Source organism: Shewanella sp. S1-49-MNA-CIBAN-0167, assembly GCF_040310145.1.
Lineage (GTDB): Bacteria > Pseudomonadota > Gammaproteobacteria > Enterobacterales > Shewanellaceae > Shewanella > Shewanella psychromarinicola.
Window position 1 is genome coordinate 77,037 of sequence record NZ_JBEOPO010000006.1, and the last position, 23,261, is coordinate 100,297.

Consider the following 23,261-nt stretch of genomic DNA (forward strand, 5'->3'; position numbering starts at 1 on the left):
TATATACTCACTATAGCTCTGCTAACTTATCAAATTCCAAGATTTCTTGTCCCGTCAAAGTATGGGGGTTTGTACCTGAATGATATTCAAATCCCTGCTCTACCGGTTTGCCTACTTCATCAATTAAATTATGAGAATAATTATGCTCATCATTATAAAATTTTATACTCGGACAAATGACATAATGATCGGAAAACTCAATGGTTAAATGCGAATCGTCAGCAGGACACATAACTTCATGAAGTTTTTCCCCTGGACGAATTCCGATGAATTTTAGCTCTAGATTTGGAGCGTAAGCTTTTGCTAAATCAATGATATTAACGGAAGGTATTTTAGGAACAAAAATTTCTCCACCATACATGCGAGAAAAGTTTTTTAGCACAAAATTCACACCATCCTGCAAGGTAATCCAGAAACGAGTCATGTCTTTATGAGTAATAGGTAAATGGTCACTACCGTTGGCGATGAGCTGTTTAAAGAAAGGAACAACTGATCCCCTAGAGCCAACTACATTACCGTAACGAACAACAGAAAAACGTGTTTGTCCTTGCCCCACCATATTATTAGCAGCAACAAATAACTTATCAGACGCCAGTTTTGTTGCACCATAAAGATTAATAGGTGAAGCAGCTTTATCTGTCGATAACGCAATGACTTTATTGACGTTATTCGCAATTGCCGCTTTTATAACGTTTTCTGCACCATAAATATTAGTTTTAATGCATTCCATAGGGTTGTATTCTGCTGCAGGAACTTGCTTTAATGCTGCAGCGTGGATCACATAATCAACCCCTCTAAAAGCTTGCATTAATCTATCACCATCTCTGACATCACCAAGAAAGTAGCGCATACAAGGGTCGTTAAACTTCTGCTGCATTTCATATTGCTTTAGTTCATCTCGAGACAAAATAATCAAGCGCTTAGGCTTATAACGTTCAAGAATTGTCTTGGTATACTTGTGTCCAAATGACCCTGTACCGCCTGTAATAAGTATAGATTTGTTGTCAAACATATTTCGCCCCTATTTTATTTGGCTCAACAGTGTCACCCGATGACCATATGCTTTCTTGTCCATTACCCTACTTAAAGGTATATAGAGTACATGCAAAAATTAAACCAACAAAAGTAGTTTATCTTAATTAAAACCCATTACATGTGCTATTGATGTACAAACATCATGTTAACTTATAAACTATCACAAGATTAGGTACTTAAATCAATCCTCACTAGAATTCCTGACAAGAGTTTTGGATTAAAATTGATTTTTTGGCATTAAAACTGCGTTTACTTCATGGTTGATTGTTTATAAAATCAAAATATTGGCATTTGATGTAACGACTATGCTTAGCTCACCGACAATATATTGACGCGCTGGCGGAGCCCCTTATAAGCACGATATTTGATGCTGTTAGCCTGAAAGTTTTTCTGCCATCCAAGATGTTGCGCCGCAATTTATATACACCACAATACAATTTCAGCCAGCATGGCTATCAGCAATAACACGTCATAACGTTTTGGACAGCGGCTGCGACTTTATCCTAGCCCCATGCCATATTGTAGGCTTTTTAATTCACGAAATGTCTCTTCTATTTGCATCCGTTTAGCGTATAGCTCAACAACTTTTTCGGAACTAAAATAAGCTGGCGGCAGATTAGTTGCCAGTAGCCAAGGCTTCTTACTGCCTAAGCGATAGCTCTTTTGAGCCGTATGGATTCGACCTGCTTTCGAGGAGCGTTTATCTTTACGTAACTTGGGCTTAGCTTTAAACAGATGTAAATCACAACTTAACGGTGACTTAATGCAAGCTGTACATTACCTATGTATTTGGTTATTGAATTTGCTTTTGGGTAAAGTGATTTATTTGAATGCTATAACGTTTTCTCCAGAGGGAGAAACTCACATCTCCGCGCACTCTGCTTAGCCAAAACCAGCCATAGTGTTCAACTTCTCTGATCCAAGTAAACCCGCATCGGTCACGATGAGTGGACAACAGCCTTTGGGTAAGACTTATTCAAGCTCTGCGAGAAAAGCATTATGACTACGCGGAGCGTAGTATCCCTCAAACAAGAAAGTCCGTTCGTAAAGAGTTACAGAACGACCTTGAACACTAATCGATGCGCGAAGTGTCATTATACGCAGTTGTTCACAAACATCAGACCAATCAACGAGGAGGATGGGCATAGGATTGGTGCTGCATAAATAACGAGCATACCACTATATATAGGCATTTTATCTTGAGCTAGGTGCACGTTACCCAATAGACGGTCTATGCGTTTGATATTGTGCTTTGGGGCAATCGTACCGATGATGTCACGGTCTAGCTGAATTAATGACAGTTGATTACAATCGTGTATTGACTCAGTAGCCACCATGAGCGAATTAATCCGTTTTTGATGTATTTGAGGCATTGTTTTTTGAGTAAATCATGTAGTATGTGGATATCACGCATGGTGTTGGATCTAGTAGGTTTTTGGCGAAATTGATTAGATCAGATAGCATCATGCGTGTCTACTATTTTGAATTTCAACAGAATTACCTGGGGATCCCCTAGATTGACGCGTAGCAGAATATAGGATCGAAGACAGAATGACACCACAACCGTCTAACATTATAAATGTGTTCGCTATCAATGAGTTTAATGAATATTATTTACCAAGCGTTAACAAGCATACTTTCGATAAAATCGATTCTATGACATTGTTTAAGGAAAAGTTCCACTCGAGTTTATCTCAAGAAAATACGTTACATATTTTTGTAGGGATGGATTCAGGACTATTGGCTAATTATGTTCTGGAGTATAACTTAGCGGTAGGTTCTAGATATCTCTTTGTCGAGTTAAATGAGGTGTTAGCTTTACTGAATGTAGACATTCCGGAAACATTACAAAAAACAGTTTCGATTTGTTCTGCTACTCAATTTAAAAATATTCTGCAACAAACAGAGTTTAATCTTTTTATTGTTAAACATAACTTTAAGTTACATTATTCGATTGCATCAACCGGTAATAATCATGTTGATTATGCATTATTAAGTCACGATGTCGAAAAAACAATAGAACATGAATACTTTGAAAGTAGTATAGGCTTTACTCAAAAAAACTTCTTTCAAAGGCAATTAGATAACTTATCAGAAAACTTACTTCCAGCAGAGCTAATAAAAGATACTTTTACGGGTAAGACTTGCATCATTCTTGGTGGTGGCCCCAGCTTAAATGAACATTTAAGCTGGATAAAAGCACATAGAGAAAAGCTAATTATATTTTCTGTTTCCAGAGTCGCAGGTAAACTATCAAAAGCGGGTATCAAATCAGATATAATAGTGACAGTTGACCCACAAGATCATAGTTTTGAAGTTAACGATGCAATGATGAGCTTAAGTCAAGAAAGTTTACTTATAAGTGCATATCATACTTGTTCTGACATCATTGCTCAATGGAATGGCAGCTTACTCTATACCGGAATACGTGCTCCCTGGGAAGATTTAAGTAAAAATACTAATATACAAACTGAAGGCCCTACCGTCACCAATAGTGCTATGAATATCGCCGCAGAAATGGGGTTTAAACGAATTTTATTATGCGGCGTTGATTATTGCCATTCTCAATTAGGACAAACCCACACATCTGATACTTATCAAGCCAATTTAGGTCCTAACATTGGTACAATGTATGAGTGGGTAGAAACTTATAAAGGCGAAATGGCCGAAACACCAATTCAGCTGCTTCATGCAATTAACGCTCTTTCAGCTACGGCCAAATATCATTCAGATATTGCTTACATCAACCTTTCTATCAATGCTGCAAAAGTAGACAATGTTGCTTATAAGAAAACATCCGATATTCAATTAACAAGTATCGACAGCGCACAGTTAGCACTAATTTCGCCCCACAAATTTATGCTAACGCCGGAAAAGAAGCTATCTAAACTAAAGAAAACAAACCTAGAAATTGATAAAACGCTTAACTTATTTAAACATATGATGTCCAAGTTAAAAAAAGCGATATCTATTTGTGACAAAATAAGCAGCACAAACACATCAAATCAGTTACTCATACCAATGATAAAAGCATTGGACACCATAGAAAATGAGCTTAATAGTGAATACACAACCTTCTGTTATCTGATTAAATTTTATGGCTTTTACGAGTTTTCGCAATTTTTATCTACGAAGAGTAGTGATACATGGACACAAGAAGACGTTAATAATCAAAATAACATTTACTACCAAGTATTTTATACTATCACAAGTGAATTATACGATTTAACCTTAACCGCAAAAGAACGTTTACTCAGTAGGATTGCAGAACATACTTCATTGACGGATCTTAATGCTTTTATTCCTCAATGGAAGAATGACCATCATTTTGGTAGAGCTATAATTTGGCAACGAGAACACCCAGAAGCAGTAATGTGTTTATCTAAAGAAGATAAACTTATCCTCAGCCAACTTACTGATGATTATAGAGACCTATTTAATAAAAAAACCAATGTCAATAAGAGCAACTCTCCAGTCGAAAACTTGGATAATGCATTCAAAAAACTGAGTATATTAGTACAACATCAACATACACTTGCTATCGCAAAAATGGTGCAATATGTCGAACCGTTTATAACTCAAGATATTCAAATTGAAAGGTTATATTATTTAGCAAAGAGTTATCATCAATTTTTGACAAACTCATTTGATGATGCATTAACTACAATATTACAGATTAAAGATGATCAAAAAGAAGAACACGAACTTCGTCATATCATCACCTTGGCTCTCAAACTCAACAAACCAGCTTTAGCCCAAGAGTGTTTATCTCGTATCATCCAATATAATGATGAGTACATCCCTCAATATGCACATATAATGAGCTTGCAAGGTCAAAACCAAATCGCACTGAATTTATATTTAGATTACCTTGATAGGTATCCCGAAGATATTCCAATATTATTGAAGTTAGGTGCATTCTTAGCAAGGTTAGGTGAAAAGGAAAATGCAAAATCCGTATTTCTACAGGTACTCAATATAGATCCAATAAATCAAACTGCAAAAAATCATTTGAAAAAATTAACTAACTAGTCTAGGTTTACCTAATAAAAAACCGCTTTGTTACCAAAGCGGTTTTTTTTCGAACTATATAACGTTTAGAGTTCGTTATTACGATCCATATTTTCAGTATTTTCTAGCCATAACGCATTGATAATACCGAATGCACACGCTAACAACACCCCTAAAATCCACGCAAAATACCACATAGACGTTGCTCCTTAATTTAGTAAAGTGAGTTTTTATTGTTTTCAATAAACTCACGATTTAAGCGGCCGAACATCTTGTAATAAGTCCAAATAGTATAACTTAATACTGTCGGTACGAAGATAGCCGCGGCAACTGTCATCACTTTAAGTGACATTTTGCTGGCGGTAGCATCCCACATGGTTAAGCTGACATTAGGTTCTAATGATGAAGGCATAACAAACGGGAACATCGCGGCACCACAAGTAAAAATCACACCAGCAATAGCAAGTGAACTAAACAAGAATGCAAATCCACTGCGATTAAAACGACTGGCTAAAATCACTAATAATGGCATGAGTAACCCTAATACCGGGAATAACATCGAAATAGGATACTTGTCATAGTTAGTTAACCAAGCACCCGCTTCAATGGCGACTGTTTTGGTGGTTGGATTTGACGGACCAGCAAGATCAAGGGTTGAGGTAAGCACATATCCATCAATACCGTTGACTAACCAAACTCCTGCGGCAGCAAAGAACACAAATAATAAACCTGCGCAAACTTGCGAAGCCTTAACACTGCGGACTCTTAATTCGCCATCTGTCTTCATTTGTAACCATGAAGCCCCTTGCATCATAAACATAGTGACACACACAAGGCCGGCCAATAAACCAAACGGATTTAATAAACCAAAGAAACCGCCATGATAAGTTGCACGTAAAAACTCATCAAAGTTAAAAGGCACACCTTGCAGCAAGTTACCAAATGCCACGCCAATGATTAGCGGTGGCACAAAACCGCCCACAAACAAAGCCCAATCCCATGTCTTACGCCATCTTGGGTCTTCAATTTTAGAACGATAATCAAAGCCAATTGGGCGCAAATATAATGCAAATAACACTAGCATCATCGCCACATAAAAGCCTGAAAATGATACGGCGTACACCATAGGCCAAGCGGCAAATAATGCGCCGGCGGCAGTGATTAACCATACTTGGTTACCGTCCCAGTGCGGTGCGATAGTGTTAATCATAATACGGCGATCAGTATCGTCTTTACCAATAATCGGTAATAACGCACCTACGCCCATGTCAAAGCCATCGGTGACAGCGAAACCAATAAATAACACACCGATTAATGCCCACCAGATAAATCTTAATACTTCATAATCAAACATAATTAGGTCCTCCGCTTAGGCATCTTGGGTTTCGAAATGGTAACGACCCGTCTTTAAGCTACTTGGGCCAAGACGAGCAAACTTAAGCATCAAGTAAGCCTCTATCACCAACATAATGGTGTAGAACACCGTAATCGAAATAATACTAAACCACAGATCCGTCGTCGTTAAACTTGACGCCGACATAAAGGTGGGTAGTACTTCAGAAATGGTCCAAGGTTGACGACCAAACTCTGACACAAACCAACCACATTCAATGGCAACCCAAGGAAGTGGCAAACTGTAAAGCGCAGCACGCAGTAGCCATTTTTTCTCGGCAATTTGGTGACGAGTGCTTTCCCAGAAGGCGGCAGCAAACACTAATAACATAATCACCCCAGCGCCAACCATGATACGGAAGGTCCAAAACATCGGCGCCACAGTAGGAATAGAGTCATAAGACGCTGCTATAATTTGCTCTTCGGTAGCATCAACCACTTTATCGGTATAACGCTTAAGCAAGAAGCCATAACCTAAATCAACTTTAGTTGCTTCAAATTGCGCTCTAACCTCTGCCGATTTATCGCCTGCACGTAGTTTTTCAAGCAGTGCATACGCCACCATACCGTTACGAATACGCACTTCGTGATCGCTTACAAGCTCCTTAATACCCGTCACTTCTGTATCTAAAGAGCGTGTGGCAATAATGCCCATCGCATAGGGGATTTTAATGGCGTAATCGGTTTCCATGGTCTCTTGATTAGGCAATCCTACCAAGGTAAAGGCTGCTGGAGCAGGCTCAGTTTCCCACTCAGCTTCAATCGCTGCCAATTTTACCCGCTGTACTTCACCCACTTCATAGCCTGACTCATCGCCTAACACGATGACCGATAAAATAGATGCCATACCAAAGCTTGCTGCAATAGCAAATGAGCGACGAGCAAAAGGTAAATCACGGCCTTTCAATATGTAGTATGCGCTAATAGATAACACAAACATGGCACCGGCAACATAACCAGATGCGACAGTGTGGACAAACTTAACTTGTGCAACAGGGTTAAACACCAGAGCGGCAAAATCGGTCATTTCCATTCGCATGGTTTCATAATTAAACACCGAACCCACAGGGTTTTGCATCCAACCATTGGCGATCAATATCCATAAGGCTGACATATTAGAGGCGATGGCGACGAGCCAAGTGACCGCTAAATGTTGGCGCTTGCTGAAACGATCCCAACCAAAAAAGAACATCCCGACTAACGTCGACTCAAGGAAGAATGCCATTAGACCTTCAATGGCAAGTGGAGCGCCAAAGATATCCCCAACATAATGAGAGTAATATGACCAGTTAGTGCCAAACTGAAACTCCATTGCGAGTCCCGTCGCCACACCTATGGCAAAATTAATCCCGAACAATTTTCCCCAAAATTTAGTCATGTCTTTATAGACTTGCTTATTGGTCATCACATACAGTGATTCCATAATGGCAAGCATAAAAGCTAAACCTAGGGTGAGTGGAACAAATAGAAAATGATACATGGCTGTAAACGCAAATTGATAACGCGATAGCTCAACGACCTCTTCGATAATCATTGGCGACTCCTTACTTCAGTACGACCAAATACGACACAGCAACACCCGGCTGCCATAATGATGATGTATACCTGAAAACGGTATTATTGAAGCAGTAGACAACTCACCAAAGTGTTCAAAATGATAAATTAACCTGTTTGCCTATGTTTTCAAGCCCAATCTTTAACGCCGTATATCTTACGGCATATGCTTTAGATTGATCACCTTTTTTACTCAATAATGTGACAAGCATAAGATTTTCCGCATGAATATTTTTTTGACTCAAAAAATCAGTTCGTTAGCGAAAATACCACTCTTATTTTTAATCCATTTTTTGTCAGATTGATCCCACTTTTAAACAAACTTGCCGCATTAAATTTGATGGTATTAGCGCATCTATTCCTCTCCTCTATTTGAGATATTGACAAAAACCGCTTAATTGCTAGGAAGGTAAAATACACTTATTGATAAAATGACAAAATGCATCACTCATGCGCATTGTTAATTCAAAGTAATAAAATGAACAACTGCTTAATATTGAATAAAATAATTTAATATTAAATAATAATAGAAAAAATAAAATAATCATAATTAACATAATCTTAATAAAAACGAAGCCAACGTAAAAACATAATATTAAAATATACTGATTAGATTAACTAATGACAAATATCATTTTTATTAGTTTGAGAGCAAATTGAAGCAACTGTATAATTTAGACACAGTTAAGAAAACGAACGTGGTTGTACGATGAGTCGTCGTCTTAATTCCAGTGACCTAACCTAAAGAGAATGTGCTATGACTCAGTTTTACCAACATATTGCCAAGTTATACAAACGTGTTTTTGTTGAAATGTATACGGCTCATGAAATGAAATAAGCTTAACTATTTGATTTGATGTTTTGTTAGCGCAAAATATTATCTGCTCGTTGAAGTTGTTTTTTTAGCCACCTTGGCAACAGCAGCTTATTAACCCCATCCTTAGTGATGGGGTTTTTATTGGCTAAAATCAGAGAGGCTCATTGTCGAAGATCGCAGTGGGAGTAGCGTTGACTAGGCAAATAATCTGCTTGAAAACATCATGACTTGCGGTAACTGATCCTGCGTTGTATACCCAAACCACTTCAATATGCTCGTTTCAGCGCTCCCGTAGGATAACTGAACCAGGCAGTGATTGAAGAGAATGATGACGCCTTACCGAGAGCGTCGCTTCGCGACTGATAGATTCTAGGAACTCGCAAGCTCGCCAGAGGGCGGTGCTTCGCTCCTTCTAGGTGCTAGGTTTTAGGATCTAGAAGCGTAGCGTCCTCGAAGACCTCAGGTCGTCCTAGCAGCCGCAGGCGCTCTATTCCTAGACCCTTGATCCCCACCTTTTACCTATCAGCGCTTTCGAGTGAAAGAGTTCATGAGCTTAATATGATGAGTATAATAATCACTACTGCTTAACCAATTTTCGCTCGAGCATTACGGAACATACGCATCCATGGGCTGTCTTCACCCCAGTTATCAGGGTGCCATGAGTTGGCAACGGTTCTAAACACACGCTCAGGGTGCGGCATCATAATCGTCACACGGCCATCAGTAGTACAAATACCGGTTAAGCCATTGGCTGAACCATTGGGATTTTCTGGGTACTGAGTGGCAATTTGACCATGACCATCAACGTAACGTAATGCAATAGTGCCCGATGCTTCAGCATTGGCTAACGCTTGGGCATTAGCAAATTCAACTAAGCCTTCACCATGGGATACCGCGATAGGCATACGAGAACCTACCATGCCATCAAAAAATACCGATGGATTTTGTTGCACTTCAACTAAACTGAATCGTGCTTCAAAACGCTCTGAGCGGTTACGCACAAAACGCGGCCAATGCTCACTGCCTGGAATGATTTCTTTCAAGTTAGATAACATCTGACAGCCATTACACACACCAAGGGCAATGCTTGAGTCACGCTCGAAGAAACGACTAAACTCATCACGAGCGCGATCATTGAACAAAATTGATTTTGCCCAACCTTCACCAGCACCTAACACGTCACCATAAGAGAACCCACCACAAGCCACAAGGCCTTGGAACTCTTCAAGGCTAATTCGCCCAGATAAGATGTCTGACATATGCACGTCACGCGTCTCAAAACCGGCACGGTCAAAAGCGGCTGCCATTTCAACATGAGAGTTAACACCCTGCTCACGTAAAATAGCCATTTTAGGGGCAGCGCCTTTAAGAATATAAGGTGCAGCAACATCTTCACTTGGATTAAAGCCTAATTTAACCGTTAAACCGGGTGCATCAGCTTGTTGTTTAAGTTCATACTCTTCACGGGCGCATTCTGGGTTGTCACGCAGTGCTTGCATACGGTAGGTGGTTTCTGACCACAAGGTACGCAGCGCCGTACGGCTATCAGCAAATATCACTCGCTCACCATCGTGAATGCTAATCTTGTCTGCCGCTTGTAGGCCACCAATGTGATGACACGTTACGCCTTTAGCTTCAAATTGCGCGGCAATGGCTTTGGCATCAGTTACACTGACTTGAATAACCGCACCAAGTTCTTCGTTAAATAAACGTTCTAAATCAGTACCATTCAAGCTGGCTAAATCAATCACTAAGCCGGTATTACCCGCAAATGCCATTTCCACTAAGGTGGTAAATAAGCCGCCATCACTACGATCGTGATAAGCCATCACAGCTTGCTCAGCTACTAATTTCTGCATCACTTCAAAGAAACCCGCTAAGTTGGCGGTGTTATCTAATGTTGGCGCTATATCACCTAGCTCACTGTAAACCTGCGCTAAACAAGAACCGCCTAGACGGTTTTGGCCATTGCTTAAGTCGAGCATTAATAATGCACTGTCACCTTTATCACTGCGAAGCTGTGGCGTTACCGTTTTACGAATGTCTTGCACCACACCAAAAGCGGTGATCACTAACGACATAGGTGATGTAACGGATTTGTGAGTACCATTATCTTCCCATGCGGTTTTCATTGACATAGAGTCTTTACCGACAGGAATCGTAATACCGAGTTCGGGACAAAGGTCTTCACCAATCGCTTTAACCGCTTGGTATAAACCTGCATCTTCGCCTGGATGACCCGCTGGCGACATCCAATTAGCTGAAAGCTTAATGCGCTTGAACGAGCCGATATCAGTACCAGCAATGTTCATAATCGATTCGGCAACTGCCATGCGGGCAGAGGCGTCAAAGTCGAGTAAGGCTAGTGGCGTACGCTCCCCCATCGACATCGCTTCGCCGCAGTAACTGTCATAACTTGATGCCGTTACCGCGCAATCGGCAACGGGCACTTGCCATGGGCCAACCATTTGGTCGCGGTTAACTAAGCCAGTCACAGAGCGATCACCAATGGTGATAAGGAAGGTTTTGTCTGCCACGGTTGGCAAGGTTAAAATGCGCTTAACCGCATCTTTTAGCTCAATCTTAGTTTGATCTAACGCAGGTGATATTGCTTTTGTAGACACTACATCACGGCTCATTTTAGGCGCTTTACCTAATAACACTTCAAGCGGTAAATCAATCGGCTTGTTGTTAAAGTGGCTGTCGGCAAGCGTTAAATGCATCTCTGCAGTCGCTTCACCAACTACCGCAAATGGAGCACGTTCACGGGCACAAATATCAGCAAACTGTTGTAAGTTCTCTGGCGCGACCGATAATACATAACGCTCTTGTGATTCATTACACCAAATTTCAAGCGGGCTCATGCCTGGCTCGTCAGAAGGAACATTACGTAAATTGAATACCCCGCCGCGATCGGCGTCATTAACTAACTCAGGGAACGCATTTGATAATCCACCCGCGCCCACGTCGTGAATAAATTGAATCGGGTTGGTGTCACCTAACTGCCAGCAACGATCAATCACTTCCTGACAACGACGCTCCATTTCTGGATTTTCACGTTGTACAGAAGCAAAATCTAAATCTTCGTTAGACTGACCTGATGCCATTGAAGATGCAGCGCCGCCGCCTAAACCTATGTTCATTGCTGGTCCGCCAAGCACAATTAGCTTAGCGCCAATGGTGATTTCGCCCTTTTGAACATGATCTTCACGGATATTACCTAAGCCACCAGCAATCATAATCGGCTTGTGATAACCGCGCACTTCAACCCCATTGTGGCTAGAGACTAATTGCTCGTAAGTACGGAAATAACCGTTAATAGCAGGACGACCAAATTCATTATTAAATGCCGCGCCACCTAGTGGGCCTTCAAGCATAATTTCAAGTGGGGTGACGATACGATCTGGCTTACCGTAATCCCCTTCCCATGGGTGCACAAACCCAGGGATTTTTAAGTTAGATACCGTAAATCCGGATAAGCCTGCTTTAGGTTTAGAGCCTCGGCCGGTAGCGCCTTCATCGCGGATTTCACCACCTGAACCGGTAGCAGCACCTGGATATGGACTAATGGCAGTAGGATGATTGTGAGTTTCAACTTTCATCAATATATGCATTGGTTCTGTGTGATAGTTGTAAACACCATCGGGATCAGGGAAAAAACGACCCGCAACCGAACCCGTCATCACCGCGGCATTATCTTTGTAGGCTGATAATACATAATCTGGGGTCACTTCAAAGGTGTTCTTAATCATTTTGAACAAGGATTTTGGCTGTACTTCGCCATCGATGGTCCAATCAGCATTAAAAATTTTATGACGACAATGTTCTGAGTTTGCTTGAGCAAACATCATTAACTCGATGTCATTAGGGTTACGCTTTAACCGAACAAAATTTTCAATTAAATAGTCAATTTCATCATCAGCTAGTGCCAGGCCTAAGTTAATGTTTGCCTCTACAAGTGCGCGGCGCCCTTCAGCAAGAATATTGACACTGCTAAATTTTGCCGGTTGTGTATGGGAAAATAACACTTCTGCGGCTTCAAACGCAGGCAGCATGACTTCAACCATGCGGTCATGCAATAAGCCTTGCAGCTGTTTTTGTTGCTCTAGGGTTAACGTTGGTGATTCAACATAATAAGCAATACCACGCTCAAGACGGTTAACTTTGCCTAAACCACAATTATGGGCAATATCGGTTGCTTTAGATGACCAAGGAGAAATAGTACCAGGACGGGGAGTAACAAATAACAGGGTACCTTGTGGAGCATGGGACTCAATTGCCGGCCCGTAGGTAAGAATGGTTTCTAACTGTAGACGCTCATTTTCATCTAGTGGTTCACTCAAATTGGCTAAATGAACATATTCAGCATAAATTTGAGATACTGGAAGCGCTGCAGTTTGGCACGCCTCCATGAGTTTTTGAACTCTAAATGCAGATAGTGCTGGGGCTCCGCGAATGATCTCAATCACGTCTATTCACCTTATAATATAATAGCAGGGTCAGAATTGGCGCTATTATAGGGAATTGCACACTACAAATCACCTTTAAGCACCGGTGAAAACAGTGTTTCCTGATAGGGAAAATATCCCATTCAAGTAATGCTAAAATGAATAACATAAACACTTTACCTTTTAACAAAAAACGACCACCAAATGCTGCTTATTTGCTCAACTATAGGCGTTTAGGAAAACACCTGATAAAGTAAGCAAAAAAGACGCTATCTCCCCTACATATTTAAAGGCTATTCAATCGGTATTACATTTGTTTCTTACGTATTACTCTCGTGACATTAACGAAACAACTTAAGATAACCAATTAATAAATATGATCAAAACCTTACTCATCATTTTACTTTGCGGGATACTATCTGCCTGTCAACCTGTTGATATTCATAAAGTTGATATTGCAGCACCTGCACCTAAGCGTACCGTATTAAAGGTAGGGACACTCTATGGCCCACAGATTTATCTTAATTCAGAATTGGGTGAAAGCGGATTCGATTTTGAAATGGCGCAGCGTTTTGCTGATTATTTAGCCCTCCCCCTAGAGATGATCCCGTACACCAATCGCAAACAATTATTTGCCGCATTAAAAGAAAATAAAATTGATATTATCGCTGCTGGTATTGCTAAAACGCCAAACCGCGGTCAACAATTTAAACTCGGACCTAGCTTATATAAAGTCAATCAAGTGTTGGTTTATAAGGAAGGCACCCCGGAGCCTAAGGACATTAGCACTCTGTCGGGTGAAATTACCGTCATGGCTAACTCATCTTCAGTCAATACCTTAACCAAACTACAGAAAGACTATCCGGAGTTGATGTGGAACCAAGTCAACAACAAAGATAATGAAGAGCTGTTTGCATTAATTGCCAACGGTGAACTGATCTACACCATTTCAGATTCAAATAGCTTATTGATCAACCAGCGGTTTTTACCCGAATTACGCGCAGGAATGATTTTAGAAGAAAAAGTCGAAGTGGTGTGGCTATTGCCGCCTAAAAACAGCGATCGTTTAATGAGTCAATTACTGGCTTTTTGGCATAAAGAAAGACGTGCGGGTACGCTTGAGCATTTAAACGAAAAATATTTTGGCCATGTAAAACGTTTTGACTATGTCGATACGCGTGCTTTTATCCGCGCAATTGACAATATTCTCCCCGAATACCGCAGTTTTTTCGAACAGTATTCCGGCGAGTTAGATTGGCGTAAATTAGCGGCTGCCAGTTATCAAGAATCACACTGGAACCCTAGAGCGCGTTCCCCTACTGGGGTTAGAGGTATGATGATGCTGACCCAACCTACAGCCGCTTATGTCGGTGTTGATGATCGCTTAGATGCAGAGCAAAGCATACGTGGTGGGGCATTTTATTTAAAAGATATGATAGAGAGATTGCCAGACACGATTCCTGAGGCTCAACGAATTTGGTTCGCAATGGCTTCTTATAATATCGGTTTAGGCCATGTTGAAGATGCGCGGCGATTAACAGAGTCAATGGGAATGGATCCCAGTGCATGGCGTGATGTTAAAAAAGTATTACCCTTACTACAACAATCTAAATATTACAAGCAGACGCGCTATGGCTATGCTCGCGGCAGTGAAGCGGTTCATTATGTCGACAGTATCCGTCGCTACTATGACACCTTAGTCTGGGTCGATAATCAAACTAAAAAGTTAGAGACTATTGAAGTTACTGAACAAATTAACGTCATTGCTGAAGAAGTCTCAACCGATGTTCATGTATCGGCAGAGTGATAAATGTGCGCAACCGTTTTTCGTCATAATCCTGACGGATAATCGTCACCAATATAGGGTATTATAGGCAGAATATATCGTTAGAAAGCATACTGCTTAAATGTGTTATTTATCAGTACCTCGGTGAAGTTAGCCAATATTAAGGGATCAGGTTTATGAGAAGAAGAGCTATAAGCAATACCATGTCACGTCGTCGAGTCATGCTTAAAGTACACAAAAACCGCATTCGAAATCGTATACGCGCCCATTTTTTACTGACACAAATTGAAGAATAATTCCATATTAGCCCCATAAAAGCATGCCACTCAATCAGTCTACTTTCTCGCTAACTGTTTGAGTGCTTTTTTTTCTGCACGGCGGCGCTTAAAAAATGCACTTAATTGCTGCCCACATTGATCTGCTAGCACGCCAGAAGTAACGTCAAGTTGATGATTAAAGGCTGGATGTGCAAATAAATCGATCACGCTGCCTGCTGCACCCGTTTTTAAATCATCTGCACCATAGACTATCCGCGCAATTCGACTGTGGATCATCGCACCGGCGCACATAGTACAAGGCTCTAACGTGACATATAAAGTGGTGTCGAGCATACGATAGTTCTCTAACACCTTGCCTGCTTGGCGAATACATTCCATCTCGGCATGAGCCGTTGGATCATGATTTACAATACTTAAATTACAGCCACTGGCAATTAACACATCGTCTTTAACCAACACGGCACCAACAGGTACTTCGCCTTCTCGCTCAGCTTGCTCGGCAAGTTGCATCGCTAAACGCATCCACTTTTCATCAATGGCTTGCTGAACCTCATTCACTGGATCATTATCAACATCAGGGGGTGGGCAAGTATCGTTTGAAACGTGTGCCTCTGGGGTATCTGTCACTCTATTAACCTAGGTAATTGTCATGTTAAGTATTCTAGCAAATAAAAAAGACGCCGCAGCGTCTTTTTTTACTTCAAACTAAGTGTAACCCTACTGGGTTATTCCCATTCAATTGTAGCAGGTGGCTTACCTGAAATATCATAAACAACACGTGAAATACCGTCGACTTCATTGATAATTCGGTTTGAAACATGACCTAAGAAATCATAGGGTAAATGCGCCCAATGCGCGGTCATAAAGTCGATGGTTTCCACGGCGCGAAGCGATACTACCCAATCATATTTACGGCAATCACCCATTACGCCAACAGAACGAACCGGTAAAAATACGGTAAAAGCTTGGCTGACTTTGTTATATAAATCTGCTTTATGCAATTCTTCAATGAAGATGGCATCTGCACTGCGCAATAAATCACAATACTCTTTTTTCACTTCACCCAATACGCGCACGCCTAAACCAGGCCCAGGGAATGGATGGCGATAAAGCATATTATAAGGCAGGCCTAATTCTAAACCAATTTTACGCACTTCATCTTTAAATAATTCACGTAATGGTTCAACTAAGCCCATCTTCATATCATCTGGTAATCCGCCCACATTGTGGTGCGACTTAATCACATGCGCTTTACCGGTTGCACTGCCCGCTGATTCAATCACATCTGGGTAAATAGTGCCTTGAGCTAACCATTTAGCATTAGCGCATTTCTTTGATTCTTCGTCGAAGATTTCAACAAACACCCGACCAATAATTTTACGCTTAGCCTCAGGATCTGCTTCGCCGGCCATCGCATCTAAGAAACGATTTTCAGCATCTATATGAACAATATTAAGTCCAAAGTGATCGCCAAACATGTCTAATACTTGGTCAGCTTCATTTAACCGTAATAAGCCGTTATCAACAAACACACACGTTAGCTTGTCGCCAATAGCGCGGTGAAGCAACATAGCCACAACCGATGAGTCAACGCCGCCAGACAGACCAAGAATAACTTCATCATCACCAATTTGCTTTTTTAAACGCTCAATCGCATCTTCAATAATTGATGAGGGTTTCCAATTGGCTTTACAACCACAAATGTCTAAAGCGAAATGCTCTAGCATGCGTTGGCCTTGGCGAGTATGAGTGACTTCAGGGTGGAACTGCACACCGTAAAAACCTTTCTCTTCATTGGCCATAGCAGCAAAAGGACACGTTGCCGTGGTCGCAACTGTCACAAACCCTTCTGGGATCACCGACACTTTGTCACCATGACTCATCCACACATCAAGCAATGGCTTGCCTTCAGCACTGACGGCATCTTCAATACTTTTAAATAAAGTTGATGTGGTTTGCAGCTCAATTTGGGCATAGCCAAACTCGCCTTCACCAATACCTTTAATCACTTTACCGCCAAGCTGTTCTGACATAGTTTGCATGCCGTAACAAATACCTAATACCGGTACACCTGCAGTAAATACATATTCAGGGGCGCGAGGTGAATTATCTGCAATGACGCTTTCAGGACCACCCGCTAAAATAATACCATTTGGGGCAAACTCACGAATTTGCGCTTCGCTCACATCCCAGGCCCATAACTCACAATACACACCAATTTCACGGATACGACGCGCAATAAGCTGAGTGTACTGAGAACCAAAATCGAGGATTAGAATCTTATGATCGTGAATATTACTCATGGGTAACCTTTACATATTGATTAAGTGTAATACCCCACATCAAATCGATGTGGGCAAATTAACGTTAATAACAGGAGGGCGACAGTTGTTACCCTCACAGAAATTATGAACCAGAACGATAGTTTGGTGCTTCTTTGGTAATGGTTACGTCATGCACATGCGACTCACCCATTCCTGCAGACGTCACTTTCACAAACTGTGCTTTTTCATTTAACTCTTTAATGGTGGCGCAACCCGTTAAGCCCATGCATGAGCGTAAGCCGCCCATGTGCTGATGGATAATTTCTTTCAACTTACCTTTGTACGGTACGCGACCTTCAATACCTTCAGGGACTAATTTGTCAGCAGCGTTATCGCTTTGGAAGTAACGGTCAGATGAACCTTGAGTCTGGCCCATTGCACCAAGTGATCCCATGCCACGGTAAGACTTGTAAGCACGGCCTTGGTAAAGTTCAGTTTCACCCGGCGCCTCATCAGTACCGGCAAACATCGAACCGGCCATGATGCATGATGCACCCGCGGCTAATGCTTTAGCTAAGTCACCAGAGAAACGAATGCCGCCATCTGCGATCACTGGAATACCTAATGCCAGTACTGCTTCTGCAGCATCTGATACGGCGGTAATTTGCGGTACGCCGACACCCGTCACAATACGAGTAGTACAAATTGAGCCAGGGCCGATACCCACTTTAACCGCGTTAACACCCGCTTCAACTAACGCTAGTGCGCCTGAAGCTGTTGCTACGTTGCCGCCCACAATTTGTAAATCAGGGTATTTGGCTCGAGTGTCGCGAATACGTTGTAATACGCCTTCTGAGTGACCATGTGATGAGTCTATCAATAACACATCAACACCGGCTTTAACGAGGGCATCGACACGCTCTTCATTACCAGGGCCTGCACCAACCGCAGCACCGACACGTAAACGACCTAATTCGTCTTTACATGCGTTTGGCTTGCGCTCAGCTTTTTCAAAATCTTTAACGGTGACTAAGCCTTTGAGTTTAAAGTTGTTGTCTACCACTAAGACTTTTTCAATACGATGAGAATGCATTAATTTTTGCACTTCATCTAACTTAGTGCCTTCAGTCACAGTAACCAAACGATCTTTGGGGGTCATCATGTCAGCGACGGTTTTGCTCCAATCGGTGACAAAACGTACATCACGGCCAGTAATAATACCCACAAGTTCGTGCGCTTCATTGACCACTGGGTAACCGGCAAAACCATTACGTTCAGTTAATAAACGTAAATTAGTTAAGCTTGTTGTAGGCGTGACGGTGACGGGATCTTGAACAATACCGGCTTCATAACTTTTAACTTTACGAACTTCTTCGGCTTGTTGCTCAATACTCATGTTTTTATGAATAAACCCTAAACCACCTTCTTGCGCCATCGCGATAGCAAGGCGAGATTCAGTCACAGTGTCCATAGCCGCAGACACAAGTGGAATATTTAATTCGATTTTAGTCGTTAAACGAGTTTTAAGAACCGCGGTATTTGGGAGTACGGTCGAGTGGGCAGGCACTAACAAAACATCATCAAAAGTGAGTGCATCTTTCAGTAAACGTAGCATGGCAACATCCCCCTAGTTAAGTAGGATTTGAGGTAAATATTGCGGCGAGATTATACCTTGCATATTGCAGTTGGTAAATGGAAAATAGATTTTTATTAACGTTAGAATGAGAATATTCATGAGTGCCACAAAAAACAATGTTTACAGCGTGTCGCAATTGAATAGCGAAGTTAAGCATATTCTTGAAGGTCAAGTCGGTAAAATATGGTTAAACGGTGAAATATCAAACTTTTCGTCACCCAGCTCTGGCCATTGGTACCTCACCTTAAAAGACGCTCATTCACAAATTCGCTGTGCGATGTTTAAAGGCCGTAATCAATCGGTACGCTTTAAACCTATTAATGGCCAGCAAATATTGGTTAAAGGTGCTATCAGTGTTTACGAGCCCCGTGGCGACTATCAATTACTGCTTGAGTCCATGCAGCCAGCAGGTGATGGATTACTGGCACAAGAATTTGAAGCATTAAAGCTAAAATTAGCCGCTGAAGGCTTATTTGCATTAGAAACTAAACGCCCTATCCCAGACAATATTCAACGTATTGGTGTTATTACGTCGGCAACGGGGGCTGCACTGCGGGATATTTTACATGTATTAGCACGTCGAGATCCCTCTATCGAAGTGATTGTTTACCCCACTCAGGTACAGGGCGCAGCAGCTTATCAATTAATTTGCCAAGCTATTGTCACCGCTAATCAACGCATGGAAGTCGATGTGTTGTTACTGGCTCGTGGAGGAGGGTCATTAGAAGATTTATGGTGTTTTAATCACCAAGATCTTGCCCATGCAATATACAACAGTGCACTGCCGGTCATCAGCGCTGTAGGACACGAAATTGATACCACTATCAGCGATTATGTTGCCGATGTTCGCGCACCGACCCCCTCTGCTGGCGCTGAACTATTATCAAAAGATAAAGGCAATAAGGCAGAAAAGTTAGCGCTATTATTATCGCGTTTACAACAGGGCATGAAACATTACCAATTGCAGCAGTATGGACGATTAACTCAGCTATCACATCAACTGCAACGCCATGAACCTCAACGCAAACTACAGCAATTTGAACAACGTTTTGACGAAATGCAAATGCGCCTAGAAAACGCCTTACAGCATAAACTCAGTCGCTTAACCTTACGCCACCAGCAATTACATAATCGCTTACAGCAGCGCTCGCCCATTAATACCCTAAAGCTGGAAACTAATCGATTGTCATACCTCAATACACGCTTAATGGATGCGATACAGCACAAATTGACCCAATCAGAACAAAAGCTGTCTAACACCGCACATCAGCTTGATACCGTGAGCCCGTTAGCCACATTAAGTCGTGGGTATTCGATCACCAAAGACAATAATGGCAAAGTATTATTTGATGGCGCTAGTGTAAAATCTGGGGATGAAATTCAGACCCAACTTGCCCGAGGTCACATCGCCTCGGTAGTTAAATAACCTCAACTCGGGATAAGTGACGGTTATCAAATAGTGAGGTGATGACTTACGCTACGTCAATTGCAACTCAAGCCATCGCAAGCCATCGCAAGCCAAAACATAGCACCACGGCTCAGCCTAACGTCAGCCATAATCATAAAAAAGGCACTAAGTGATTATCTCACTTAGTGCCTTTTTTTGTATTCAGTGATATAAACCGAATACTTATTATTCATCGACTGACTACTGACTAATGGTTATTTACCCATTGGCGTGAGTACAATTTCAACGCGACGATTTTGCGAACGACCTTGCTCGGAAGCATTACTCGCAATCGGGCTTGATTCGCCCATGCCAGTAGATGACACTCGTGAGCCACTGACTTTTTGGCTGGTAAGATACTGCGCAACTTCGCTTGCTCGTACTTGAGATAAACGTAAGTTGTAAGAATCAGAACCCGAACTGTCGGTATAACCAATCACATTTAAGCGGGTGTCATCGTATTCTTTTGCCACTAATACCACACTGTTTAATACTGATTTAGCCCGTCCACTTAATACCGTTTGATCAACTGCAAAGGTCACTTCATTAGGCATATTCAGTACAATCGTGTCACCGTTGCGGGTCACACTGACGCCAGTGGATTTTAACTGCTTACGCAACTCAGCTTCTTGCACATCCATGTAATATCCAACACCGCCACCAACGGCAGCACCAGATGCTGCACCAATCAAAGCACCTTTACCGCGGTCGCTTTTGCTTGATGACAGAACACCAATGGCAGCGCCTGAAAGGGCGCCAATCATGGCGCCATTAGTGGCTTTAGAATTTTCTGATTCACCTGTATAGGGATTAGGTAATTGGCAACCTGACAACAACAGCACCGAACCAATTAATGAACTGCATAACAATGATGCATTTAACTTTACTAACATACACACTCCTAAATACTTATCCCTGATGAATAAGCAAAAACTGCCAAAATCAAAAAATGATGAAATTAAAAAAAGATGACGTAATAATATAGTTATTATAACTTACATAAGCCTAAACATGACGTTATTTTTTATTAATCAAACGTTGACGCAACCTCGCAAATCCCGCAAGCAAGCCTACACTTAACCAAGATAACGCCCCACCTGAATGTTCAGTTTCGATATACACCTCTTCGACATAAACCAGATCACGATCGCTGCTTTCAAGTGGCAGAGCGTATAGTGCATTGGATTCATCACTGCTGATTGTCGCAACAGGATCGGCATAACCTAATTCATATAAATCGATCAATACATCGTAATGATCAGTTTGATAACCATTGGCCAATGTCGTAAGCACTTCATAATCATCATTGCTAGCGTCTGCATTTAAGGTGAATACATCCGTCGAGTAATAATGGATCCACGGTCCACCATCTTGGCTTAAATATAATTCGGCAAATACATCGGCCTGAATGTCACCCGAGCTGCTATTAATGTCTGCATCAAAAGTCACACTAAATGTTTGATAAAAGCCATCGTAATCGTAGTCATCATATAAGCGAGAATCGGCACCATAGAATGAAAAATCGTAGTAAACAACTTGGTTTTGCAGAGCTAATGCCCGCTGTTGTTGGTTTGCTGCAGTGGCAGCGACTTTTTGATTTTTGGCCATCACCTGTTCACGGGTGACTTTTTTAGTCACATTGTCGGCGCTGCTTAGCAACTTAGCTTGCTTATGCAACGCATCCACCCTAGCCAATTTATCGGCTTCAGATTCGGGTGTTTGGAGATTAATGACTCTTGCCTGACTGTATGTACCCAAAGCTTGTTCAGATAACCGCTCAGCGCCATGTACTGCTGGCGAACTTAACCAAAGCGCACTGGCAACACACAAACTTAGCCCCCATTTCACTTGGGTATTCAGTGTCGATACGTTAGCTGTTTTCGCAGTATTATGTTTCATGTTCATTCCTCACAGTCTTGATATTAAGGCCATTAAAACCTACTCAAAATGAACATAAGCTGAACATAAGCTGATCATAACAACGAGGCTGACTACCTTGAAAACACCGACCGATTAACGCCCCTACCATAAACCGATACAGCTGAGGCTCAGCATAACCTGAAAACCATTCAGTTAATGTTCATCTGCTGGAACGTATACTGCAATGGCAAATTATCCAAAAATTTACGTTTATCTATACTTGTAGAGGCTTTTCTCAATTAGGTTGAGTTAAGTAGATGTTTCTATATCGAAAGGGATCTTTTACACTGGCAACAATGAGGTTATTAGGGATCACAATATGCAGCGTATGCTCAACGTAAATGCCATCATGTTAAGCCTGATGTTAGCGATACTGTCACTGACGTGTTCAGTTTCGTCTTACGCTTCTGTTTTATCTTATTCCACAGGCGTTAACTTCTCCCCCGGCCTCAACAATAGTCGTCAGAACAATAATCAAAATAATAATCTGGTGGTCACTAGCGCCCAAAAAGCCGTACAGATAGCTCAACGTCGCTATTCGGGTAAAGTGTTAAAAGTACAATCAGCTAACGTCAATGGACACCCGGGTTATCGGATTAAATTACTCACCAATGATGGGGTGATTTTTTATGTGTCAGTGGATGCTACTAATGGCGCGGTCACAAGGAACTAA

Annotated in this window: 14 protein-coding genes and 1 pseudogene; 4 read left to right on the plus strand and 11 right to left on the minus strand. The window is 41.6% G+C overall.

Translation table 11 applies throughout. The annotated features are described in order from the left end of the window. Positions 1 to 10: 10 nt before the first annotated feature. Both pseB and AAEZ00_RS04225 read right to left on the minus strand, forming a co-directional pair. Positions 11 to 1,012, minus strand: a complete 1,002-nt coding sequence (gene pseB, locus AAEZ00_RS04220; protein ID WP_351088384.1) for a UDP-N-acetylglucosamine 4,6-dehydratase (inverting) — start codon at positions 1,010 to 1,012, stop codon at positions 11 to 13. A 377-nt stretch (positions 1,013 to 1,389) separates the two neighbouring features. Next, a pseudogene (locus AAEZ00_RS04225) lies at positions 1,390 to 2,449 on the minus strand (IS4 family transposase); the annotation flags it as partial. Positions 2,450 to 2,586: 137 nt separating this feature from the next. Between AAEZ00_RS04225 and AAEZ00_RS04230 the strand changes: the two are divergent. Next, positions 2,587 to 5,067, plus strand: a complete 2,481-nt coding sequence (locus AAEZ00_RS04230; protein ID WP_351088385.1) for a 6-hydroxymethylpterin diphosphokinase MptE-like protein — start codon at positions 2,587 to 2,589, stop codon at positions 5,065 to 5,067. Between the two features lie 65 nt (positions 5,068 to 5,132). Here the strand turns inward: AAEZ00_RS04230 and cydX are convergent, their stop codons facing one another. The 4 genes from cydX to purL all read right to left on the minus strand — a co-directional run bounded on the left by cydX (position 5,133) and on the right by purL (position 13,275). Continuing rightward, positions 5,133 to 5,243 (minus strand): cytochrome bd-I oxidase subunit CydX, encoded by a 111-nt coding sequence (cydX, locus tag AAEZ00_RS04235; RefSeq protein ID WP_101032376.1) that lies wholly within the window; start codon positions 5,241 to 5,243, stop codon positions 5,133 to 5,135. A 17-nt stretch (positions 5,244 to 5,260) separates the two neighbouring features. Next, the gene (gene cydB, locus AAEZ00_RS04240; protein WP_351088386.1) at positions 5,261 to 6,400 is read right to left on the minus strand and encodes a cytochrome d ubiquinol oxidase subunit II; all 1,140 of its coding nucleotides are present in this window, start codon (positions 6,398 to 6,400) and stop codon (positions 5,261 to 5,263) included. A 15-nt stretch (positions 6,401 to 6,415) separates the two neighbouring features. Continuing rightward, a complete protein-coding gene (locus AAEZ00_RS04245) occupies positions 6,416 to 7,972 on the minus strand; it encodes a cytochrome ubiquinol oxidase subunit I (protein WP_351088387.1) in 1,557 nt (518 codons plus the stop codon). Between the two features lie 1,421 nt (positions 7,973 to 9,393). After that, entirely contained in the window at positions 9,394 to 13,275 is a 3,882-nt protein-coding gene (gene purL / locus AAEZ00_RS04250) for a phosphoribosylformylglycinamidine synthase (protein ID WP_124012142.1), read from the minus strand. A gap of 358 nt (positions 13,276 to 13,633) precedes the next feature. Here purL and mltF point away from each other — a divergent pair, with 358 nt between their 5' ends. Beyond that, on the plus strand, positions 13,634 to 15,064 hold the full coding sequence (gene mltF / locus AAEZ00_RS04255; protein WP_101032379.1) for a membrane-bound lytic murein transglycosylase MltF: 1,431 nt from the start codon (positions 13,634 to 13,636) through the stop codon (positions 15,062 to 15,064). Positions 15,065 to 15,378: 314 nt separating this feature from the next. On the opposite strand, the gene tadA is transcribed toward mltF, so the two are convergent. The 3 genes from tadA to guaB all read right to left on the minus strand — a co-directional run bounded on the left by tadA (position 15,379) and on the right by guaB (position 19,200). After that, positions 15,379 to 15,858, minus strand: coding sequence for a tRNA adenosine(34) deaminase TadA (tadA, locus tag AAEZ00_RS04260; protein WP_502959318.1), 480 nt, complete (start codon positions 15,856 to 15,858; stop codon positions 15,379 to 15,381). Positions 15,859 to 16,046: 188 nt separating this feature from the next. Continuing rightward, positions 16,047 to 17,624: a glutamine-hydrolyzing GMP synthase gene (guaA, locus tag AAEZ00_RS04265; protein WP_124011975.1), complete on the minus strand. Its 1,578-nt coding sequence runs from the start codon at positions 17,622 to 17,624 to the stop codon at positions 16,047 to 16,049. A 103-nt stretch (positions 17,625 to 17,727) separates the two neighbouring features. After that, entirely contained in the window at positions 17,728 to 19,200 is a 1,473-nt protein-coding gene (guaB, locus tag AAEZ00_RS04270) for an IMP dehydrogenase (protein WP_101032382.1), read from the minus strand. A 118-nt stretch (positions 19,201 to 19,318) separates the two neighbouring features. Between guaB and xseA the strand changes: the two genes are divergently transcribed. Next, entirely contained in the window at positions 19,319 to 20,647 is a 1,329-nt protein-coding gene (gene xseA, locus AAEZ00_RS04275) for an exodeoxyribonuclease VII large subunit (protein ID WP_335688477.1), read from the plus strand. Positions 20,648 to 20,883: 236 nt separating this feature from the next. Here xseA and AAEZ00_RS04280 read toward each other — a convergent pair whose 3' ends face one another. Continuing rightward, positions 20,884 to 21,561 carry a YiaD family glycine zipper/OmpA-like lipoprotein gene (locus AAEZ00_RS04280; protein ID WP_351075324.1) on the minus strand — a complete coding sequence of 226 codons (678 nt, stop codon included), beginning with the start codon at positions 21,559 to 21,561 and terminating at the stop codon, positions 20,884 to 20,886. 124 nt (positions 21,562 to 21,685) lie between these two features. Continuing rightward, positions 21,686 to 22,567, minus strand: a complete 882-nt coding sequence (locus AAEZ00_RS04285; protein WP_351075326.1) for a choice-of-anchor H family protein — start codon at positions 22,565 to 22,567, stop codon at positions 21,686 to 21,688. A 340-nt stretch (positions 22,568 to 22,907) separates the two neighbouring features. Here AAEZ00_RS04285 and AAEZ00_RS04290 point away from each other — a divergent pair, with 340 nt between their 5' ends. Then, positions 22,908 to 23,261, plus strand: a complete 354-nt coding sequence (locus AAEZ00_RS04290; RefSeq protein WP_351075328.1) for a PepSY domain-containing protein — start codon at positions 22,908 to 22,910, stop codon at positions 23,259 to 23,261.